Below are 22545 nucleotides of genomic sequence, written 5' to 3' on the forward strand. Positions count from 1 at the left end.
CCTTCAATAAAAGAAAATACTGTTTGTATTTGTAACTCGATATGAAGTTCGTTGAGCTCTGTAATTGTTATAGTATTTATAGTATTGCAAAGCTAAAAGCTTACAACTACAGACTTTTAAGTCATTGCACCTCATTCAAGGGAAAAATGGTATAGCGATCGCGATAGAAAAACAGTAAGTCACTGCATTGCTACTATCAGTCATCATCTTAATATCAATCATTGAGCATACTAATAGCCCCCCAATCTCGAACATTCAGTTAGGGGGGTAGTGTTGGTTACTGTAAAATCTACCACTAAACCTTAACTTCCAAAGACTTGAGTAGCTCTGTATTCACACCAGACTCACGAGTCAAAGCAATTTTGCCAGTGCGAGCTATTTCTCTCAACCCAAATTTTTGCAACACCTGGACGATCGCTACCATCTTCCCTGGGTCTCCGACTACTTCTAAAGTAAGAGAATCCTCTGCCACATCTACCACTCTTGCTCGGAAAATCTGGGACAATTCCACAATTTCCGAACGGTTAGTGCTTGTAGCATTGACCTTAAGCAACATCAGTTCTCGCTCTACACAAGGACTCTCAGTCACATCCTGCACCTTAAGGACGTTGATGAGCTTATACAGCTGCTTGGTAAGTTGCTCGATGACACGGTCATCTCCTTGGACAACCATTGTAATTCGGGAAATACCTGATTGTTCTGCCGGACCTACAGCGAGGCTTTCAATATTAAAGCCGCGACGGGCAAATAATCCAGAAATACGGGATAGAACTCCCGCCTCATCCTCTACAAGTACTGAAAGGGTATGTTTCATATTTAACAAATTAGGGCTAGGAGACTGACTGACAGGGTAGCCTTTTATTGTAAACGGAAAGGTCACTACTGAAAATAGGGGCTGGGGATTGGGGACTAGGGACTGGGAAATTAATTGCTACTCCCTTCGGTGCGCTTATGATTACCTATGGGCGTAGGGTGGGCAGTGCCCACCAATATTCAATGGTGGGCACTGCCCACCCTACAAAAATCGGTAATTTTAGAGCCCAAAGGGAGTCATCGCCAATCGCCAATCGCTTTTTCACTTAAGTCAAACTTAGATCCTGTGGTGTATTACAGTTAAACAGCATTTCTGAATTTGGCAATGACAAAGCAAATACGTGATTCTGTTTTAGCCACCCTTGAAACGATCGCCCGCCCTCATCAATATATTTCACCAAACTTGGTAAAGAGCGACGGCGGTAAAAACCGCATAATGGTTCCCACGACTTAGTATAACACAATGCAGCGATCGCATCCTCGTCAACATATTTGAGTTCAGCCACCCACTCTTGCAACACTTCCACCTGCAACTTAGGTAAATCGCAGGCGAGTAGCAATACCCAGTCCGTTTGCACTTGTGCTAATCCTTGAGCAAAGCCAACAAGTGGTCCATGAGGTAGAGATTTATTTAAAGAAATTTCCCGAATAAACTGGATTTTAGGAGTTACTAGGTGCTGATAGCGTTCTTGCCAAGGGGTTACCACATAAATTGTATCCGCACAACTTTCTGCTATTTGACAAATTAATTGCAGGAGGGGTACACCTTGAATTGGAATCAAAGCTTTATCTTGTCCCATACGGGAACTCATCCCCCCTGCTAACACAATTGCACTTAGGTTATTTGTCATTGGTCATTTGTCATTTGTCATTTGTTATTAGCAATACCACTAACCGCTACTCCCTAACCCCTACTCCTTGTTAAACTCTTTTGCAATTGCTGTACAAACTGCTCCATACTCTCTGGTGCTGGTAAACACTTTAATCCTTGGCAAACTAATCCCACACTTCCTTCTGGTAATTTGGATGTTGAGACAAACACTGCACTGGGTAAATACGTTGGCACAAGAGATTTAATTTGTTCTTCTGACGTGCGGATTAATGTACAATTGCGATACCAATCTAAGGCAGTAAACAAGCTGGGACAAGCTTGGGGAGCGCGATTCATTACACTCCTAAAAGCATTTAATCCTTGCTCTGCTAAATCTAAATAATGAAGATCGTCGGTTAAAAGAGCAAGACGGACAAGGTTTGCGAGCGCAATTCCATTGGCAGATGGTGTAGCATTATCGGCATAACTTCGTTCGCGCACAATCAAATCTTGGCTAGCATCACTAGATGTATTGAAGTATCCACCAAGTTCCACACTCCATAGATATTCGTGAAATTCTTCTTGTAAGGCAATTGCTTTTTCCAGCCAGTGAGTTGGGGCTTGGGGCTTGGAGCTTGGGGCTTGGGAAGAATTATGCTCTATTCCTAAAGAGACTTGATGTAAATCTAGCAGTGCTTTTATAAAAAAGGCGTAGTCTTCAGATTGAGCCAATACTGTTGGCTGATTTTCGTAATTGAGACGGTGAAAGCGCCCATTGACAAACTGATTGTTCAAGATGAAATTTGCTGCTTTGCCGGCAATTTCCCAATATTCTTGTTTTTGGAATACTCCATATGCTCTAGCTAAACCAGATATCATCAAGCTATTCCAAGCAACAATCATTTTTGTATCTGTGACTGCAGGAATGCGCCCTAACCAGTTACGAGTTTTTGCTTCTTGATTGTTGCGGGCGGGGGGAAACGTAGCAACAGATGCTGTAGCGGATGTATGTGAAGCTTCATTAGTCCTGTCCGTGGCAAAACCATAACGAGCAACAAACAATTTTCCTAACGCTGTTTGTAAACTTTCACTTAACTTGCCTTGATGACGCCTTTGTAGAACGTTCTTTCCTTCAAAATTACCGTTCGGTGTGACTGTATATTCTTGTTGTAATTCTGTTAGTTCATCTGGAGTCAGCAGTTGCTGCAATTCGCTGTAACTCCAAACGTAAAATGCTCCTTCTTCAGGTTCTTGGTCTGTTGGATTTGAGAAGCTATCAGCATCTTGAGCAGCGTAGAAGAATCCCGATGGGGAGATCATCTCCCGCTTTAACCATTGAACAGTGAGAGCGATCGCATCTTCAAAAGCGGGTTCCTGAATTCCCGCACTCCACAAGTTAGCCAGATACTCTACAATTTGACCATTATCATAAAGCATCTTTTCAAAATGCGGTACTGTCCATGTGGGATCGACTGTATAACGATGAAAGCCCCCTGCTACATGGTCGAAAATTCCCCCCAGTGCCAGATCCAGACCCCTTTGAGCGGATACTTGTAAGCCATCGTAACGAGAATCTTCCCATGTAAATCGAGTTCCTCGCAGTGCCAGTTCTGCATAAGGAATCATTGGGAAGCTATTGCCGTATTGATTGGAGGTAATAATTCCAGTGCAAGTTTCCCAACCTTTGTGCAATAATTCTATATCTTGAGTTTCTGTTACGCCGCCCGATTCCAAAACGGCTGAAGTTAAGAGTGACTCAAGAATCGTAGCTTTGCGATCGCGCAGATCGTCTTTTTCTGTATCGTAATAATGGCGGATTGCTTGCAGAACTTGTAAAAACCCAGGACGACCATAGCGCGGTTCTAATGGAAAATAAGTCCCCGCATAGAAAGGCACTAAATCCTCTGGTGAGATGAACGCATTTAAAGGCCAACCCCCCTGACCGCTCATCATTTGTAAAGCCTGCATATAGATGCTGTCAATATCAGGTCTTTCTTCCCTATCCACTTTAATAGGAAGAAAATTGGCGTTCATATACTCAGCCACTGCTAGGTCGGAAAATGCTTCTCCTTCCATTACAGTACACCAATGACAACTAGAGTAACCTATAGAAAGAAATATTGGTTTATTCTGTACTTTTGCCGTTAAGAGTGCCTCATCACACCAAGGCCACCAATCAATAGGGTTTTCGGCGTGTTTGCGTAGGTAAAGGCTTTTAGCTTGAGCAAGACGATTAGTCATGAGTGAAGATGCATGAGGAAACCTTCTTTGCCCAGTCTAGCTCGTTATAGGTACAGTCATGCATTCTTCTTATATTAACACTGCCCAAGGAGTAAGTCTTAAGTCGGACACGTTATAAATTTTCGATGAATCACTCATCAATACCTTGGCTATTTTACCGCGCAGAAAAGGGGAGTGCATTTGCAACTGGTACTGGAGCGATTGTTGAAAGTTGTTCTACCTTTGTCTCGGCGATACTATTTGGGCTAAGTCCTGCAATGAGGTGCAGTAAGAAAGTGATAACGGCGGCTTGTAAAAGTTTTTCGAGCATGGCGGGCTCCTCTGGCTTTGGGGGGATGGCAATTCTTATTTAGTTTGTTAACCAAATGCACCCTGTATTAAGTATCTACTCGTAATGGTAATTCTATTCCGGAAAAGTACTTGTAAAAATGCAGACAAGTTTAATAGTTCGGGGATTGGGCAATGGGGATTGGTCACTGGTTACTGGTCACTGGTTACTGGTCACTGGTCACTGTTAAGGTTCGGGTTTTGGGACAGCCATCGGGCGTTGCAATCGATAGAATATACGTAAAATAAGTACAATCAGCTTTCATGATTCCAATTGTTATAGAACAATCAGGTCGTGGCGAACGCGCCTTTGATATCTACTCACGTCTGTTACGCGAGCGCATCATCTTTTTAGGACAGCAGGTTGATGACACTGTGGCTAACTTGATTGTTGCCCAACTACTGTTTTTAGACGCTGAAGACTCGGAGAAAGATATATATATGTACATCAACTCTCCTGGTGGTTCGGTAACGGCGGGAATGGGGATGTATGATACTATGAAGCATATCCGCCCAGATATCTGTACAATTTGTACCGGATTGGCGGCAAGTATGGGCGCTTTCCTCCTCAGTGCTGGCACAAAAGGTAAGCGGATGAGTTTACCTCATTCCCGAATTATGATTCACCAACCTTTGGGCGGTGCTCAAGGACAAGCAACTGATATTGAAATTCAGGCGCGGGAAATCCTCTATCACAAGCGCAAGCTAAATGAATATTTAGCCGAGCATACGGGTCAACCATTAGAAAAGATTACTGAGGACACAGAAAGAGATTTCTTTATGTCACCTCATGAAGCTAAAGACTACGGCTTAATCGACCAAGTGATCGATCGCCACTCTGCTGGTAGTCGTCCAATGGCTGTCGTTAACCAGTAATCGCAAACCTCCTAGCTTTTGACCTCGTTCCCAGGCTCAGCCTGGGAATGCCTCCCCAGAGGCTCCGCCTCCAATAATTTAATTTGACGATGCTGGTAAAGATTTTAGCTTAATCGGTCATTCATCCCACACTTCCCCTTCGGGGTAAGATGTGGGATGAATGACCGGGCAAAAATGGCACGTCCCCCGACCTATGTTAATCGACGATTAACGCGGGAGTGGGGTGGAATTAGGCAAGAAAAATGGGGCCAAGTGAAAAATCAGTGTATTCTAAAATAACAACGGTGCTTAGATAAAGGGGGTGAAATCCTTTGTTGCTTAACTATCAGTATCGCGCTTATCCAGATACCAATCAAAAACTAGAATTAAACGAATGGTTGCGAATTTGTCAATACTGGTAAGTAGTTATGCAAAATTAATTATATATTTTCCTCCATACTGACGAAAGATATCTTCTACGGCTTCAACTAAATTTTTCCAACTAGAGTATGCATCTATTTCTAACCATTGATATTTGATAAAACGCCATAATATCTCAATAATATTTAACTCAGGAGAGTAAGTAGGCAAAAAGAACAGGGTTAATCCTTTCTCTTTCCATTCTTCTTGCTTATCGAAGAGAGCGTTACTTGTATGGATTGAGGAATTATCTAAAACTAATACAGTTTTCTTTTCTATAGACTCACAAAATTTATCAATACAAGCTATCACCACGTCACTGTTAATACTCTTTTCAAATAAATAGACATCTAAATTATTCTTTCTATTGAAAAATCCTAGGGCATTTACCCGTTTGCTTTGTTGGGTTTTTACGATGATTTCTTCTCCTTGTTCTTGCCATGCATACGGAACATAGGAACATAAACAAAAACCCGTTTCATCTACATATCTTAAATCTATTTCTCCTCTATCTTCCTGTTTTTTCAGTTCCGATAATTCTTGCTTTTTTCTCTTGTATACCAATGGGTCTGGCTGTCCGGCTACTCCTCTTTTAATTCGGTGCCAACTCATGTCTAATAATTCTAATATTCTCTTAATTGTGTCTTTACTTACATCGATGTCCCACGCTTCTCTAATGTTTTTCCTAACTAGATCTAAATTCTTGGGATTTTGTTTAGTCCATTTCTTAACTTGTTCTTTTTGTTCATCATTTAATTTTGACTTTCTTCCCCTTCCCTTTTTATCGTATAATCCAACTAGTCCATATGTATCCCAATCATCTAGCCAATTGGTGATTGTCAAACGGCTCACATTAAATATTTGTATTAATTCATTGATTTTATATCCTTCGTAACTTAATTTAATGCATTGCGCTCGTTGTCTTACTTGATGATACTTGCTTGACTTATAAATCCGGTTTAACATCTTGATAGTTTCTTTACTTAGTCCTCTAATAAAACGCATAAATAGCCATTAGTATTTATGTTCTGATTTCCTCCATAATTATATCATAAAATGTATAAATATTTTTGCTGAAGTACTTATCTGATTTCTGGAAAAATCTCAGTACCGTAGGGTGGGCAATGCCCACCAATAGAGTTTCGGTGGGCATTGCCCACCCTACTACATATATTTCAAAAATCAAATAGGAGTCCTATATGTTCTACATGTTTGTTACGGGAGGCGGAGCCTCTAGAGAGGCATTCCCAGGCTGAGCCTGGGAACGAGGGGGATGAGGGTTGCGGCTTTTAATTTAATGACAAACTTATGTTTAGGGAATGTACCGCTCAAAATCCAGCTAACGGATCTATAGGTGTAGGCTGGGACTCCAAGTATTTTAAGAAATCTTTTAATTCTTCTGGAGTCAGTAGGTGACGCGATCGCTTTCCATAAGTTCTGACTAAATAATCGCGCCCTTGGTCTGTGTTCCAACCCAATCGTTGCATTTCAACACCTATTTTGGCAATATCATCTGAATTATCGACTGGTTCAGCTTTTTTCTTACGCTTGCTTGTTGTTGCTTGTGTCGGTATTTCCTCTGGTAAGTTGGAACTTCGTGAAGGAAATGGCGTTACATTATTGGGCGATCCAGAAAAAGAGTTGTTCTCAGTAGTGTTGGGGGAGACTATGCCAAAATTTTCTAATGCAGCATCAAATTGTTCTTCTTGCTTGTTAGTTGTTGAAAATCTACCGTTATTATCTTGAGTTTTGTTACCTAAAGTTTTGGACGTTGGAATTTCTGGTGTATCGATACCAGGAATGAGTTCGTCAAAATCGGGAGTGTGAGACTCAAAACTGTTTTCTGACTTAGGAATGGATGCGAAGCGATGGTCAACATCGGAAGTTTTGGTCTTAGAATTGCTTTCTGGTTTATGAGTGGATGTAAAGCGATCGCTAAGATCGGGAGTTTTGGTCTCAAAATCAGTTTCTGGTTTGTGAGTTGACGCAAAGCCATCGCTAAGATCGGGAGTTTTGGTCTCAAAATTGCTTTCTGACTTATTAGCCGTCGTTAAGCGATCGCTATCAGCTCGTTGTTTTGTTTCGTTGGTAGCTATTGGTGGTGGAACTACTGAAGGTGTGGTGGTAGTTACTGGTGCTTCTGTCTGAGAAGGAGAGTTCAGCACAACAGAATGTGCTTTCTCATTCAATTCCTTAGAAGCTACCGGGAGTACATTGGGCTGAACTTGCTTGGTTGGTTCTTGAGAAATAACCGTCGTCACTTCTTGAGGGAGATCTGTTATTCCCAAAACCATCAGCGCTCTAGTTCTCGCTTTATCTTCTGCATCTTCTAATATTTCTGCTGCTGCCATACCAGTGGCGCGAGTTGTGCCATCAATCTGCACGCTTGCACGGACGATGTACTTGCCGTGATAGATTTGCACTAATTCAGCAATAAGATTGCCTTGGGGGTACTTGCTCTGAAATTGAGCCAACATAATGCTTTCACCAAATCTTGCTCTGTTTAATTAAAGGGGTTGGAACAATTTATTGCACTCTCCCCCACCTAAATTCACTTAATTATAAATAGGTACTGCACTCAACGTTATTGTTTGCATCTATTTTACTAGTACAAACGCACCTGATTCGTATACATTATCATATGTTCTCAGGGGTTTATAGGTTTTAAAACAGTATAAATACTTGAAAATAGGGGTTAGGGGTTAGGGGTTGGGGGTTAGGGGTTAGGGAAATAACCACATAAACCCAATGCCCCTTGCCGCATAAGGCTATTATTAAAGAATTTTACTGAGAATGCTACCAAAATGACTCAATTAGTGTCCTACTACTATTTTCTGCAAGCACACTCTAAATCTACAATAATGTAGTAATGGTTCGTCCTCACAGCTCGTTAAGCTGCTGCCCTAATTGTTTCCGATCCTACATATGGGTCAATTAGATTTGTCAGCAGTTTCTCTTAGTTAAAAAACAGAGCCCAGTGGCGTAAAAGAACCTTCACTTGAGACAATCTAACACCTGCGGTTTCCCTAAACAGTGCTTTTGGGCAGCGTGGATTCTCCAAAGTGCGTCTTAATATAAAAACCCGTTGCGTAATTACCGAAGGGGGCAAAACACCAAACGGGCGTACTTTTGAAGATTGACTGGAGTCAAGGAACCATTGAAACCACTAAACTCTGAAATATGCTCCTGTGGTCCCCTTTATTATGGGCAATTCGTTTCCGGCTAGTGTCTGTAGTCGTGAGGGTACACAGCACGCGAACCAGATAAACAACAAATGACGTTTTGACCAAAGGTCGGTTCACTGCATGGAATTTTCAATCGCTACACTTCTCGCCAATTTTACTGATGATAAATTGGTTGCTCGTAAACTGTTGGAAAAGAAACTTGGTTGCGAAGATGAACCCAGTTTAGAAAAACTTCACATCGCCTTGGAAGTGCTCGAAAGAATCGGGATTTTGGCCAAAGAACGAGGTAAGTATCGTCGTATCTCGGAAGAAGGGGTGATTGAAGCAAAACTCCGTTGTTCCAGCAAAGGTTTTTGTTTTGCCATCCAGGATGTAGAAGGAGCAGAAGACATCTACATTCGTGAAAGTCATCTGAGCAATGCTTGGAATGGCGATCGCGTTTTGGTCAAAGTGCTCAAAGAAGGCAGTCGGAGGCGATCTCCAGAAGGAGAAGTCAAACTCATCCTAGAGCGATCGAATCACACTTTACTAGCACGGATCAAGCAGGTAGAAGGAGGCTACCGCGCCGTACCTTTAGACGATAGATTGCTTTTTGAACTTAAACTGCTCATCAATAACAATCAACTCGACCACGCCATCGATCACTTGGCTCATGTGGAGGTTTTGCGTTATCCATTGGCTCAATATCCACCATTGGGTAGAGTCGTCCAAATTCTAGGTAGCGATGCGGAAGCAGCAGCCGACATAGATCTGGTCACCTGCAAACACGATTTGGCTCGTACTTTTCCAGACCCCATTCAAGAAGCAGCTTCAAAATTACCTAAAAAGCTGCTGAAAGCAGATTTAAAAAATCGTTTGGATTTACGCCAAAAGTTTATGCTCAGCATAGTTCCTAACAATGGCGATTCCAAATTTGTAGAAAATGCTTTCTCTCTGGAAAAAAATAACGAGGGAAATTGGCGATTGGGCTTTCATATTGTCGATGCAACCCACTACATTCAACCAGAAGAAATTCTTGACCGGGAAGCACAGAAGCGGGGGCGATCTGTATATCTTGGTAATTTAGTACTGCCCATGTTCCCAGAAGTGGTTGGCGAACGGTGTTCTTTATTACCTGGAGTTGACCGATTAGCTCTATCTTTCTTAATTACTATCGATGCACAATCGGGAGAAGTAGAAGATTGGGAAATTCAACCTAGTGTTGTTAAAGTCGATACCTCAATCGGTGAATCTGAGGCAGAAATTATTCTCGCTAACAAATCCACGAAAACAAGTAGTGGCGTTGCTCAAATCGTTCAAGAACTGGAAACTGTACGACAATTATTGAAAAAGGTGCGTCTCAATCGGGGTTGTTTGCAATTGAATCTGCCACCCAATCAAAACCCATACTGCGATGAAGGTTCTTTGGGGTGTGTGGTGACCGACGATTTACCCGTAAGAGCTTTACTCACAGAGTATACATTACTGGTAAATCAATTGATAGCAACTCATTTCAATGCTCTGGGAGTTCCTGCCATTTGGCGAGTACAAGGTGCGCCCGATCCTGAAGATGTTCAAGAGATGCTAAAATTGGCGATGAATTTGGGTGTAGAATTATCCCTAGAACCAGACGTAGAAATTCAACCTCTTGATTACCAACAACTGACTAGGGTTTTTGCAGAATCGGCATCCGAGCAAGTTTTAACTTACTTACTACAAGATACCCTCAAGCAAGCTACCTACACCACAACCAAAGGTTCTCACTTTGGTTTGGCAGTACCAGAATATACCCATTTCACTTCTCCGTTGCGGCGTTATCCAGATTTGATGATGCAAAGGGTATTTTATGCACTCATCGAACACGGACGCGATCGCCGTAACACTCGTATTAAAGATCGTGTTAACCTTCGTCATTCCTCAAGCCATGGCGAAATTAACTGGAACGTTCTCCCACCAGAATTGCAAAGTGAATTGCAATCCGAACTAACGAGAATTATTGTTCAACTTAACGATCGCGAAAAAGAAGTTCAAGAAGCTGAAACAGATTTGGCTGGTTTGCAAAGAGCTTCGCTAATGAAACAACGCATTGGTGAAGTTTTCACGGGTGTGATCACGGGGGTTCAATCCTACGGTTTCTTTGTAGAAATAGAAGTTCCACCCACTGAGTCGGAGAGTGGAAATACGCGAGTTCCTTTACGGGTAGAAGGGCTAGTTCACGTAAGTTCCCTCAAAGACGATTGGTATGAGTACCGCGCTAGACAACAAGCGCTATTTGGTCGTAAAAATCGTGCTTCCTACAGATTAGGCGATCGCGTAGCCGTACAGGTCAAGAGTGTTGACTATTACCGCCAACAAATTGATTTAGTCACTGTTGGTAGTGATGGTGCGATCGTGGGCAAGGATATGAACATGATGAATGGCGAAGATTCTGGTATGTATATGCGCGATGACGATCTCGATCCTGATGACTTAGATCCCTACGCTGATGATGAATAAAACTGGTGATTAGGGATTGGGGACTGGGGACTAGCGACTAGGGATTGGGGACTAGGGACTAGCGACTAGGAATTGGGAAAATTTACCAATCTCCAATCCCCAATCCCCAATCCCAATCCCAATCTCCAATCCCCAACCCCCATTGCCCCTTATCCCCAGAGGGGGCCCCGAGTTCCCCATTGCCCCTTATCCCCAGAGGGGGCCCCGAGTTCCCCAACCCCCAATCCCCCGATCGCGTGTCAAAAACTACAAAACCTCTCATAATAGGCGTAACAGGAGCATCTGGTCTAATTTATACTGTTCGTGCTTTGAAATTTTTGCTTGAAGCTGACTATGAAATTGAATTAGTTGCTTCTAAATCAACATACCTGGTTTGGCAATCCGAGCAAAATATTCGTATGCCAGTAGAATCCCATCAGCAAGAACAATTTTGGCGACAGCAAGCCCTTGTCGAACAAGGAGGGAAACTGCACTGTCATCATTGGGGTGATGTAGGCGCTAACATTGCTAGTGGTTCGTTTCGCACTCAAGGAATGGTAATTATACCCTGTAGCATGAGTACTGTAGCAAAGCTAGCAGCTGGTATGAGTTCCGATTTACTAGAACGAGCAGCAGATGTTCAACTCAAAGAAGGTCGAAAACTCGTAATCGTTCCGCGTGAAACTCCTTTCAGTTTAATTCACCTACGTAACTTAACAGCTTTAGCAGAAGCAGGTGCAAGAATTGTTCCTGCAATTCCTGCTTGGTATCACAATCCCCAAACTATCGAAGATCTCGTTGATTTTGTTGTCGCCCGTGCTTTGGATCAGCTAGATATTGATTGTATCCCGATTCAACGGTGGCAAGGCTGAGGGATTGGGGATTGGGTACTAGGGACTAGCGACTAGGGACTAGGGACTAGCGACCAGGGACTAGTGACTAGGGACTGGGAAAATTTACCAATCGCCATTGCCCCTTATCCCCAGAGGGGGCCCCGAGTTCCCCAATCGCCATTGCCCCTTATCCCCAGAGGGGGCCCCGAGTTCCCCAATCCCTAATCCCCAATCCCTAATCCCCAATCCTTATGTCACTCATTCGTTTAATTCTTTTAGTGGCAGTATTCGGAGGAATTACACTGCTACTCGTACAAAACTGGTCTCCTGTCCTACCGCTTGTGTTTTTGGGTATGCGATCGCAACCATTACCACTGGCAATTTGGATTTTATTTAGCACAGTTACTGGTGGATTAACAACTATCCTACTAACGATTTTATTTAACTTATCTGCTTCTTTTGGAGGACAACGCCAAACTCCTTTGCGATCGTCTCCTGAAACGCCCCATCAGAATAAAACTCGTGTTGAAGAACCAACATCTCGTCCGCCTAATGCTCCATCTTCTGGGGAGCAAGAATCCCGAACCACTGACACTGTTGATGATTGGGGAACGGGTAGCGGACTTTATGAAGATTGGGAGTTTGATAAGTCTAATTCCCAAAAAACTCAAGTCCAAGACTCTAATACCTACGATCGCCCCTCAGAACCGAAAGACAAACCAAAAACTGACTCATCCTATTCCTATAGCTACCGCGAACCAAAAAATTCTGGTGTAGGGAAGACAGAATCAGTGTATGATGCGGACTATCGGGTTATCATCCCCCCCTATCAACCTCAATCGCCCGAACCAGCACAGGAGGATGAGTGGGGGTTTTTGGATGATGACTTTGAAGATGAGGATAAGCCCCCTCGTCGTTAACTTTAGAAGTTGCATGATATTGCGTCTCTACACGAGATTGCATCGTTCGCGGGATTCCTGCTTGACAACTCCCGTCATCGCCGCTTCTTGTAAAGTCATAAAAGCATTAAAGTCCTCTAAGTCATACCGAGTTGTTAGTAGCTGTCGCAATTGATTTTCTGCTTCAACAGTGAGATAGCCAGTGGCTAAAGCTTTTTTTACAACGTCTCTAATCCGTGTCATGATTGGAACCTCTAACGACCACACATAAAACACACTTATATATACGAGTTGATTCAGAGAAGATATGCAATGGTTTTGTGCTTCAACCCTTCCATTAGCAAAGTTTTTGTGTATTTCGTCAAACAATGAGTCATACTTTACACCTTGAACAAAAACACTGACTTGTCTATTCCAGCTTGTAGCAACCGATTGCTGAAGCAGTCATAACGTGTCGGTAGAAACACGGGACTGCATAAATACGTAACTTTCTCACTGACTAAGCGATCCCAATTTGAACGAAGAATGCGACAGATAATTGGTTAAAATCAAGTCCAAGCTTGACTTCCTCAATTCAAAATCCATCCATCTAAAATCCAAAATGGTATGAGTTACGCTTTGCTGATGTTGACCGATAAAGTCAAGATAAAGTTTCACTCAATCTATATAAAATTTCTGTTAAGCCTAAAGATACCTAAGTGACAATTACTAAGTCACCTAACGACTGTTATTAATTTCGTTATAAATTTATGATTTATTTAATTTTACTTTATACAAAACTCAGTATGATATTGGAAATTTGGTATTTAAAATAACGATAATGACATTTCATAGTTCAAGTCAAGTAGAAGAAGAATTTATAGAAGCTAAAAATAATTGGGAACTAGAAAAACTATATGTAGATTTAGGTTTGGCGAAAGGAAAATCCCTAACACCTGTTGAAAAAAAATTCTTGAGAGGTTTGCTTTGCGGTTTTAGCCCTGCCGAAATTGCAAGTACTGTGTATCAAAGTCGTAGTAGCAGTACCGTGAGAGTTTACCTTTCTAATGGATTGTACAAATACATAGAGGAGATGCTATCTCATCAAGCCGGATATTCAATTAAAGTAAAAAGTTGGAGCCGTGTCACTCAATTACTAGAAAAAGCAGGTTATAAAAAAGTACGACTTCAATCAGAGCCAATTGACAACCCTCTAAAGATAGATATAAAACAAGATATTGCTTCTGTAGGTACGAGGTCAGTACTAGTAGAAGATTGGGGCGAAGCACCTGATGCGAGTATTTTCTATGGAAGAGCAACAGAACTGTCTCAAATTGAACAATGGACTGTTGAAGAACGCTGTCGTTTGGTAATGATTTTGGGTATGTCTGGTGTTGGAAAAACAGCTTTTTCTGTAAAACTAGCAGAACAATTGAAGGATAAGTTTGATTATGTAATTTGGCGCTCGCTAAATTTCAATTTATCTCCCGACACTCTGCTCAATCGACTCCTCCAAATTTTATTGCCAAACCAAGAAATAGATTTTACAGAATCATTCTCAAGCCGGATTTCACACCTCATTGATTGTTTGCGTTCTTCCCGATGTCTCATTGTCTTAGATAATTTTGATTCAATTTTGTGCGATCGCTATATAGAGATTGCCGAGCCATTTCCTCCAACATCTATTAGTCAATTAAGTCAGAAAAATTCTTATCTTCTACCCCAAATAAGCTATTGTCAAGGCTATGAGACTTATGGAGAACTGCTTAGAAGAGTAGGGGACTCCCAACATCAAAGCTGTTTGATTGTTACGAGTCGGGAAAAACCGCAAGAAATTTCAGTGCTTGAAGGAAAATCCTTACCCGTGCGATGCTTGAAGTTAATAGGCTTAAGTTATGTAGAAAGTAAGAATATACTTCAAACTAAAGGTTTAATAACTTCTCAAGATGAAGTCTGCAAAACTTTAGTAGACTGGTATGCAGGCAATCCTTTATTTATTAAATTAGTTGCCACAGCAATTGAAGAATTATTTGATGGTAGCATCAATTATTTTTTAGAACAAGGGACAGTTGTTTTTGGAGATATTCGAGTCATTTTAGATAAACAATTTAATCGTTTATCTAGTTTAGAAAAACTGATTATGTACTGGTTAGCTTTGAACTCAGACTTAGTGTCGGTACGTAAGTTGCAGAGAGATATTGTCCCTCGCGTATCACAGAGATTGATTCTAGAGGCTATCGAGTTATTACAGAAACGTTCTCTGATTGAGAAAAAAGCAGCAAATTTTTCTCAAATTCCTGTATTAATAGAATATATAGGCGAACGGTTAATTGAGGAAAATTTGCAAACGATTGGTGACATAGGAGGTTCTCTGTTGATAAGTTATACAATTTTGGAGAACAAAATCAAGAACTACATTCGAGAAATGCGTCTAAAGTCTATAATCAGTGACTAGTGACCAGTGACCACCTGACCAGTGACCACCTGACCACCTGACCAGTGACCACCTGACCACCTGACCAATTACTATTAACAAATGACAAATGACAAATGACAAATGACAAATAACTTATTAAAAGGAGTCAATCTCTACTTGGTTGGCATGATGGGGGCGGGTAAATCTACTGTGGGACAAGTACTAGCACAGCACTTAGGTTATGGCTTCGTAGATACGGATACGGTAATTGAGAAAGCAGCTGGTGGGAGATCTATAACTCAACTGTTTCAAAATGAAGGAGAAGTTGGGTTTCGCAAATTGGAAAGTCAAATTTTGGAACAAGTGTGTGCTTTTACTAAGCTTGTCATTGCCACAGGTGGTGGTATTGTCCTCAAACAGCAAAACTGGAGTTACCTTCACCACGGCTTAATTGTATGGCTAGATGTACCTGTGGAGATTATCTACGCTCGTTTAGCAGAGGATACAACGAGACCGCTTTTGCAAGATAGCGATCCCAAAGGGAAACTGCGATCGCTCCTCGAACAAAGACAACATCTTTACTCACAAGCCGATTTGAGAATTACTGTCAGTGAAGGACAAACACCAGAGCAAATTGCTACACGAGTTCTAAATGAGATTCCTAGTGTTTTAAAACCAGAAGATACATAGGAATAATATAATTTTTGTATAGCTAGTAGTTTCACGATATAAATTTATATGTAACGTCAGTCACTGCAAGCCAACGACCTATGACAGTCAGCCCAACTGAGTATATCAAGCAAGATGCAGCTACCCGCGTACAAGTGCTAAGCGAAGCACTACCATACATTCAACAATTCATTGGTCGCACCATAGTTGTTAAGTATGGCGGTGCAGCGATGAAAGACACCAAACTCAAAGATAAAGTGATTCGCGATCTTGTCTTTTTATCTTGTGTTGGCTTACGACCAATCTTAGTACACGGTGGAGGACCGGAGATAAACAGTTGGTTGGATAAGTTAGGAATCGAAGCTCAATTTAAAAATGGTTTGCGAGTGACTGATGCTCCGACAATGGATGTTGTAGAGATGGTATTGGTAGGTCGAGTCAATAAAGAAATTGTCTCTTTGATCAATCAAGCGGGTGGTTCAGCAGTAGGGTTATGTGGCAAAGATGGTAACCTAATCAAAGCTCGCCCTCAAGGTGATGAAGGCATTGGCTTTGTAGGAGAAGTTAACAGTGTCAATATAAAAATTTTGGAAACACTAGTTAGTAATGGGTATATTCCGGTAGTGTCCAGCGTTGCAGCAGACGAAACAGGACAGCCGTATAATATCAATGCCGATACTGTAGCAGGAGAGATAGCTGCTGCATTAGGCGCTGAAAAGTTAATTTTGTTAACTGATACGCGGGGGATTTTGAAAGATTACAAAGATCCTTCTACTCTAATTCCTCAAGTAGACATTCAAGAAGCTAGAGAACTCATCGCCACAGGTGTAGTCAGTGGTGGGATGATTCCAAAAGTCAATTGTTGTGTCCGTTCTCTTGCACAAGGAGTGAAAGCAGCACATATAATTGATGGTCGCAATCCCCACTCATTATTGCTAGAAATTTTTACTGATGTTGGTATTGGAACTATGATCGTTGGTTCTCACCTTCAAATGACCGGCTAATAGCTATAAAACTTCTATTTAATTTTTGAACTGTACGTAGTAGGTAGGGCATTGCCCACCACATGAGATTACTAGTGGGCAGTACCCACCCTACGGTACTGAGATTTTTTCAGAAATCAGATAGGATTACTATAGCTATAAAACTTCTATTTGATTCTTGAAATATACGTAGTAGGGTGGGCATTGCCCACCACATGAGATTGGTGGGCAGTGCCCACCCTACTTAAAATTCCTCTGTGTTTTATACTAAATTTTATGAACAACAGCAAAACAATTGTTTTATTATCTAGCAGAGAACTAGAAAAAATGCGTAAAGCTGGACGCTTAGCCGCTCAGCTTTTGCGTCACCTCGAACCAATGGTTAAACCAGGGGTTAGCACTCTGGAACTCAATGATGAAGCAGAACGTTGGACGCAAGCTCATGGAGCAAAAAGCGCCCCTCTTGGTTATAAAGGTTATCCCAAGTCTATATGTACCAGTATTAATGAAGTCGTTTGTCATGGTATTCCGAATGCCAAGCAAATTCTTCGCGACGGAGACATTATTAATATTGATGTGACACTCATTGTAGATGGTTATCACGGCGATACTTCTGAGACCTTTTTGGTCGGTACACCTTCCTCTATGGCTAAAAAGCTGGTAGAGATTACAAGAGAGTGCCGTCGCCGAGGTATAAAGGAAGTTAAACCAGGAGCTTACATCGGAGATATTGGAGCTGCTATTCAAGAGTATGCAGAATCACAAGGTTTTTCCGTGGTGCGGGACTTTGTAGGACATGGTATCAGTAACATTTTCCATACCGCACCGGAAATTCCTCACTACGGTACTCGTGGAAAAGGAAAACGTCTCAGACAGGGTATGGTTTTTACTATCGAACCGATGATTAATGAAGGAACCTGGGAAGTGGAAGTTTTAAGCGATGGCTGGACTGCATTGACACGCGATCGCAAGTTGAGCGCTCAATGCGAGCATACCATAGCAGTGACGGCAGACGGTTTTGAAGTACTCACTTTACCTGAAGGAGAAGTGTTTTCTTAATCAGTGACCAGTAACCAGTGACCAGTGACCAGTGACCAATGACAACTAATTATTTAGTTTATTTGGAATTCCTTCACAACCACCGGGGATAGTCTTTCTTGTTTTTTCGCCACCCCAAGCGCAGCAATAGTATCGTGCAGATTCAGATATGCGTTGAGCGTCGGTGAAATCAGCATCTTCTACAACCGCACCAGTATACTCGCCTGTTTCATAATCTGGTGGTTCGGTGCGGCTGCGGGGTGATGCTTTCTCAACAGAACCATAGAATAGGCGAGTTCCATTGAGGTCAGCACCAATTAAATTGGTTTCAAATAAGATAGCGCGGGATAGGTTGGCTTTTACCAAATCGCAACGACTGAGATTAGCGCGAACAAAATTGACTTCAGATAAGTCAGTCCAGCGCAAATCCGTGTCAGCTAGGTCTGCGCCAGCAAGCATGACGCCCAAATCGATAACGCGCACGCCCTCAACACGGTCTTCAGCATAACCACCTGTACCATTGAGAATCGGTCTACCCAATCGACGATCGCGTTTCAAAGGAGTTAGCAGTCTAGACCTTGAGAGAAAGCGCAGGATTTTTGCTTTACCGCTTCCATCAACACTGCTTAATATGGCAGCAGTTCTACCTTCTGCGATCGCTCTTTCTTGAGGCCAATCTTCTAATAATCCTTCTTCGTCTAATACTAGGTCAGAAATACCTTGGAAATATGAGTCAATTGTCTGCTGTTGAGTAATGATGTTTTGTTGAATTGTAAGAAAATTCTGTTGAATCGTCAGGTCTTTGGAAATTACGTACTGTCGCCAAGCAACATAAACTGCGATAATGGCGATGAGAATTTGTCCCAATGCACCAAACCATTCTGCTAGTGTCCCGGAAGCTTCCCAGTTAACTTTGCGTCCCCAAGCCAGAAGGCGATCGCCAAATCCGCTAAACTTGATTGTACCAACAGTCGCTGCCACTACTCCCAAAAACGCAATAAATATGGCTCGCTCTTGTGCTGAAAACCACTGTTTTATAGCAGTTTCAACTGCTGGTAACAGTACCGCAAGAGATAGAAGTAGAGCCATCAAGATTCCGCAAGTACCTACAATTGAGTTATTAATGGTCATTCCAATAATAACGATCGCGATCGATATGAGTATAAGCAACAGTGCTCTTGGTTTAACTGTTACAAAGTTAGTAGTGCGTCCATTGACAGAAGAACGTAGTAGTTGCAGCGTGGATATTCTTTGTGGAGATTGTTGGGATGAAATTGCGGCTAAAGCCTGCTGGGTAGCAAGTTCTGTGGGGAACAAGGGATTTTCACATCGCCCATCTTCAAAGTCATCTGGCTGTTGGATGTCTTCTGAGAGGGGTTCATGTGAGTGAGCCTTGGATGAGTTGGAGTTGGATTCAATCGACATGTTTATATTTTGGCACTAGCACGCCCCAGTTTAACAGTGGTTTCATCCTAGCCGCGATATCGTACTAAAAGCAACCTCCGTAGTAAGGAAGTAGGGTCACAGTAATAACTCTGGTGGGCAATGCCCACCAGAGTTATTACTGTGGGCATTGCCCACCCTACATAATATTTGACAAATCCAATAGAATAGTTATAGGGTTATATATAATATATAATACAACTTTCTCTCAAGAAATTTCTCCAAAATAGTTTTGTAAAAAGGCTTTTTGAAAAAGATTTTTAAGATTTTCTGTAGAAAGTCAGTACAGCTTTATACTTTTTAATAAATTGATCTTGTTCTAGGATTGTAATTGTGAGTTATCTATTAACGCATGGTTCATAGGCGCTTGTTTCAAGTAACTGGCTTATTCGTAATTTTCTTCTTGTTTGGTTGTGGCAATGCAAAATCATCAGGACAATATAGCAACCAAGCTATACAAGAAGTTAATGTTTCCCAACTGTTGACAGAAGTAAACCACGATCGACAGGCAGAGGATTATTTTAATCAAGGCAATAGCTGGTTTAACACGCAACGCTACAAAGACGCGATCGCAGCTTACGACAAAGCGATATCGATTAAACCTAAAAGTGCCGAAGTTTGGAATAATAGAGGTAATGCCTTCAACTCGTTAAATCAGCATCAAGAAGCAATAGCATCTTACAACAAAGCACTTGCCATCCAACCAAACAAACATGAAACATGGTTCAATAAAGGAAATGTTTTAAGTGGATTGAAGCGATATCAAGAAGCAATAGCATCTTACGACAAAGCGATCGCAATCAAATCAAATAAGCACGAAGCATGGATTAACAAAGGCATAGCTCTGACAAAGCTACAACGCTACAAAAAAGCCATAGCATCCTACGATAAAGCAATTGCGATTCAGCCAAACCAGCACGAAGCCTACTATAACAAAGCTTGTGCTTACGCTTTGCAAAGTGATGCTAAACTAGCTGTGGCAAACTTGCAAAAAGCGTTCGCGCTCTATCCTAGGAAGTACAAAAAACTAGCAAAAACTGACCCAGATTTTGGTAAGATTCGTGGCGATAAGCAGTATCAAGCATTCATCCAGTAGAAATTGATGAAAATTTGGCAAGCTGATTTCTATCGATGTCAAGAGCCAGATGCATCTGGGCAAGTTTTATGGTATATGCTGATTTGTGATGCGAATCGCAGCTTTGAATATGAAGCTACTTGTCCGCAAGCACAAGCAAATTCGAGCTGGGTTGCTTCTCAACTTCAGCAAGCAGCCAAAGAAAAACTACCAAACGTAATTCAAGTTTTTCGCCCTCAATCCCTCAGCATCATTGAGCAGGCGGGTAAGATTTTGGGTATTACTGTAGAACCAACTCGCCACACTCTTGCATTAAAACAGTGGTTGCAAGAAAAGCAGTATCCTACAGCTTTGGATAAACCACCCCCTGCACCATTACCAGAAAATTTATGGGGAGAACAATGGCGTTTTGCATCACTTGTTGCAGGTGAAATCGTAGATGCATTTAGCGATCGTCCCATTCCCGTTTTAGAAATGCCAGAGCATCTACGACCCCTCAATTTAGGCTTGGCATCAACAGTACCCGTTCCCGGAGTCGTTATTTATGGCGGACGGCAATCCATGCGTTTAGCGCAGTGGTTGCAACAAGCCAATCCCATAGCTTTGAATTACATTGCTGGTACACCTGATGGCTTGGTGTTAGAAGCTGGTTTAGTCGATAGATGGATTGTTGCCACATTTGAAGATAAAGAAGTTACAAATGCTGCTCGTGTTTACACGCAACGCAAGCAGGAAAGTCGAGGACTGCATTTTTTAGTTGTACAACCTGATGATTCTGGCATGACTTACACGGGTTTTTGGTTACTCAGTGACTAGTAACCAGTAATTAGTTAAGAAAAAAAGCGATCGCACTCCACAAGCGATCGCTTTTTTATCTCTTCATAATTTCTTATCGAGTATTCCTGTACTATAAAAAATAGCACGGTTATCAGCTTCTACACGCAATATATGTCAAAGCCACAGCAAAGGAGAATAATTTGAGCGAAGTCAAAGCTGCTGGTCGACAACCCTTGGAAAGAAGCACTCACCGAGTATTTTGAGCCTTTTTTGCAATTTTTCTTTCCACAAGTTCATGCTCTGATTGATTGGAGCCGAACTCCGCAATCGTTAGATAAAGAATTGCAACAAATCACACCTGCGTCTGATGTTAGCTTGCGTGTTGCAGATAAGTTATATCAGGTTTGGCTATTCAACAAGCAACCAACCTGGATATTGATACACGTTGAGGTGCAAAGTCAAGAACAGACGAACTTTGCTCGAAGAATGTATATTTATAATTACCGAGCATTCGACTTGTATCAATCCCCTGTGATTAGTTTAGCGGTGTTAGGAGATGAGCAAGCGTCTTGGCGACCTTCTTACTACGGTTATTCCCTTGGCGGTTGTGAAGTCAGCTTAAAGTTTCCCATCGTTAAATTATTAGACTATCAAGCACAGTGGGAAGAGCTAGAGCAAAGCGATCATCTATTTGCCATTATAGTCATGGCACACTTAAAAACTAAAGCGACAACAAGTAACCTTGAAGAAAGAGAGCAATGGAAGTGGAGAATAGTTCGGGGACTCTATGAGCGAGGTTATCAGAGAGAGGCGATTATCAAGCTTTTGCAAATGATTGACCAGATGATGAAGCTACCGCAAGAGTTACAGCAAAGTTTTGAAGAAAAATTAAATCGTTATGAGGAGGAAAGAAAAATGCCTTTAATGAGCAATATGGAATTGAGAAGTATGGAACGTGGCGCTTTACAAAATGCTCGTGAATCAGTGATAGCAATTTTAGGTCTACGACTCGGAGAATTACCTTTAGAGTTGATAGAAGCTTTAAATAATACTTCTGATTTACAATTGTTAAAACAATTGTTGTTACAAGCAGCTACTGTCAATACATTTGATGAGTTTCAACAATTTTTGAACGATGCTCGCTCTGTAAATTGACTGCAAAGCGGAGCTAAAATACTTCCTTCGATGTAATAAAATTAATAATTTTCGTAGGTTGAAAATTAGCTATCAAAATGAAAACTTAGCAATTTTCAACCTACTCTTTTACATCTGAATTTGGTAAGAAGGATGTCATTAGCTATCAAAATGTAAATTTAGCAATTTTTAC

The 22545-nt window shown here is 41.6% G+C and carries 20 protein-coding genes; 12 read left to right on the forward strand and 8 right to left on the reverse strand.

From position 1 onward, the window contains the following. Positions 1 to 295: 295 nt before the first annotated feature. The 4 genes from ilvN to ACKTT2_RS17740 form a co-directional block, all read right to left on the reverse strand. Positions 296 to 814, reverse strand: coding sequence for an acetolactate synthase small subunit (gene ilvN / locus ACKTT2_RS17725; RefSeq protein WP_407889232.1), 519 nt, complete (start codon positions 812 to 814; stop codon positions 296 to 298). A 265-nt stretch (positions 815 to 1079) separates the two neighbouring features. Then, a complete protein-coding gene (locus tag ACKTT2_RS17730; protein WP_407889234.1) occupies positions 1080 to 1664 on the reverse strand; it encodes a molybdenum cofactor guanylyltransferase in 585 nt (194 codons plus the stop codon). Positions 1665 to 1717: 53 nt separating this feature from the next. Beyond that, the gene (locus tag ACKTT2_RS17735; RefSeq protein WP_407889236.1) at positions 1718 to 3865 is read right to left on the reverse strand and encodes a thioredoxin domain-containing protein; all 2148 of its coding nucleotides are present in this window, start codon (positions 3863 to 3865) and stop codon (positions 1718 to 1720) included. Between the two features lie 154 nt (positions 3866 to 4019). Next, positions 4020 to 4175: a QAALIT motif small membrane protein gene (locus ACKTT2_RS17740; protein WP_407889238.1), complete on the reverse strand. Its 156-nt coding sequence runs from the start codon at positions 4173 to 4175 to the stop codon at positions 4020 to 4022. 281 nt (positions 4176 to 4456) lie between these two features. Here ACKTT2_RS17740 and clpP point away from each other — a divergent pair, with 281 nt between their 5' ends. Continuing rightward, positions 4457 to 5068: an ATP-dependent Clp endopeptidase proteolytic subunit ClpP gene (gene clpP, locus ACKTT2_RS17745; RefSeq protein ID WP_407889240.1), complete on the forward strand. Its 612-nt coding sequence runs from the start codon at positions 4457 to 4459 to the stop codon at positions 5066 to 5068. Between the two features lie 314 nt (positions 5069 to 5382). Then, positions 5383 to 5469 (forward strand): helix-turn-helix domain-containing protein, encoded by an 87-nt coding sequence (locus tag ACKTT2_RS17750; RefSeq protein ID WP_407889288.1) that lies wholly within the window; start codon positions 5383 to 5385, stop codon positions 5467 to 5469. A gap of 4 nt (positions 5470 to 5473) precedes the next feature. Here ACKTT2_RS17750 and ACKTT2_RS17755 read toward each other — a convergent pair whose 3' ends face one another. After that, positions 5474 to 6472 (reverse strand): IS630 family transposase, encoded by a 999-nt coding sequence (locus ACKTT2_RS17755; RefSeq protein WP_407889242.1) that lies wholly within the window; start codon positions 6470 to 6472, stop codon positions 5474 to 5476. A 323-nt stretch (positions 6473 to 6795) separates the two neighbouring features. Then, complete coding sequence (locus ACKTT2_RS17760) at positions 6796 to 7944, reverse strand: slr1353 family protein (protein ID WP_407889244.1); 1149 nt, start codon at positions 7942 to 7944, stop codon at positions 6796 to 6798. An 828-nt stretch (positions 7945 to 8772) separates the two neighbouring features. On the opposite strand from ACKTT2_RS17760, the gene ACKTT2_RS17765 reads away from it, so the two are divergent. From ACKTT2_RS17765 to ACKTT2_RS17775, 3 genes are all read left to right on the forward strand, one after another. After that, positions 8773 to 11127: a ribonuclease R family protein gene (locus ACKTT2_RS17765; protein WP_407889246.1), complete on the forward strand. Its 2355-nt coding sequence runs from the start codon at positions 8773 to 8775 to the stop codon at positions 11125 to 11127. A gap of 236 nt (positions 11128 to 11363) precedes the next feature. Beyond that, positions 11364 to 11978 (forward strand): flavin prenyltransferase UbiX, encoded by a 615-nt coding sequence (locus ACKTT2_RS17770; RefSeq protein ID WP_407889248.1) that lies wholly within the window; start codon positions 11364 to 11366, stop codon positions 11976 to 11978. A gap of 212 nt (positions 11979 to 12190) precedes the next feature. Further along, positions 12191 to 12859, forward strand: coding sequence for a LapA family protein (locus tag ACKTT2_RS17775; RefSeq protein ID WP_407889251.1), 669 nt, complete (start codon positions 12191 to 12193; stop codon positions 12857 to 12859). 27 nt (positions 12860 to 12886) lie between these two features. Here ACKTT2_RS17775 and ACKTT2_RS17780 read toward each other — a convergent pair whose 3' ends face one another. After that, the gene (locus ACKTT2_RS17780) at positions 12887 to 13081 is read right to left on the reverse strand and encodes a hypothetical protein (RefSeq protein ID WP_038075116.1); all 195 of its coding nucleotides are present in this window, start codon (positions 13079 to 13081) and stop codon (positions 12887 to 12889) included. 577 nt (positions 13082 to 13658) lie between these two features. Between ACKTT2_RS17780 and ACKTT2_RS17785 the strand changes: the two genes are divergently transcribed. From ACKTT2_RS17785 to map, 4 genes are all read left to right on the forward strand, one after another. Then, on the forward strand, positions 13659 to 15272 hold the full coding sequence (locus ACKTT2_RS17785; RefSeq protein WP_407889253.1) for an NB-ARC domain-containing protein: 1614 nt from the start codon (positions 13659 to 13661) through the stop codon (positions 15270 to 15272). Between the two features lie 102 nt (positions 15273 to 15374). After that, positions 15375 to 15923 carry a shikimate kinase gene (locus ACKTT2_RS17790; protein ID WP_407889255.1) on the forward strand — a complete coding sequence of 183 codons (549 nt, stop codon included), beginning with the start codon at positions 15375 to 15377 and terminating at the stop codon, positions 15921 to 15923. An 80-nt stretch (positions 15924 to 16003) separates the two neighbouring features. Next, positions 16004 to 16906 (forward strand): acetylglutamate kinase, encoded by a 903-nt coding sequence (argB, locus tag ACKTT2_RS17795; RefSeq protein ID WP_407889257.1) that lies wholly within the window; start codon positions 16004 to 16006, stop codon positions 16904 to 16906. Positions 16907 to 17161: 255 nt separating this feature from the next. Next, positions 17162 to 17944 (forward strand): type I methionyl aminopeptidase, encoded by a 783-nt coding sequence (map, locus tag ACKTT2_RS17800; protein WP_407889259.1) that lies wholly within the window; start codon positions 17162 to 17164, stop codon positions 17942 to 17944. A gap of 45 nt (positions 17945 to 17989) precedes the next feature. Here map and ACKTT2_RS17805 read toward each other — a convergent pair whose 3' ends face one another. Then, on the reverse strand, positions 17990 to 19348 hold the full coding sequence (locus ACKTT2_RS17805; RefSeq protein WP_407889262.1) for a pentapeptide repeat-containing protein: 1359 nt from the start codon (positions 19346 to 19348) through the stop codon (positions 17990 to 17992). Between the two features lie 370 nt (positions 19349 to 19718). Here ACKTT2_RS17805 and ACKTT2_RS17810 point away from each other — a divergent pair, with 370 nt between their 5' ends. From ACKTT2_RS17810 to ACKTT2_RS17820, 3 genes are all read left to right on the forward strand, one after another. After that, a complete protein-coding gene (locus tag ACKTT2_RS17810; RefSeq protein ID WP_407889264.1) occupies positions 19719 to 20462 on the forward strand; it encodes a tetratricopeptide repeat protein in 744 nt (247 codons plus the stop codon). A gap of 6 nt (positions 20463 to 20468) precedes the next feature. Further along, entirely contained in the window at positions 20469 to 21257 is a 789-nt protein-coding gene (locus ACKTT2_RS17815) for a Tab2/Atab2 family RNA-binding protein (protein ID WP_407889266.1), read from the forward strand. Between the two features lie 231 nt (positions 21258 to 21488). Continuing rightward, positions 21489 to 22373, forward strand: a complete 885-nt coding sequence (locus ACKTT2_RS17820; RefSeq protein WP_407889268.1) for an RpnC/YadD family protein — start codon at positions 21489 to 21491, stop codon at positions 22371 to 22373. Positions 22374 to 22545 lie beyond the last annotated feature (172 nt).

This window comes from Scytonema hankhaensis NUACC26, from assembly GCF_045865695.1.
Taxonomy (GTDB): Bacteria; Cyanobacteriota; Cyanobacteriia; order Cyanobacteriales; family Nostocaceae; genus Scytonema.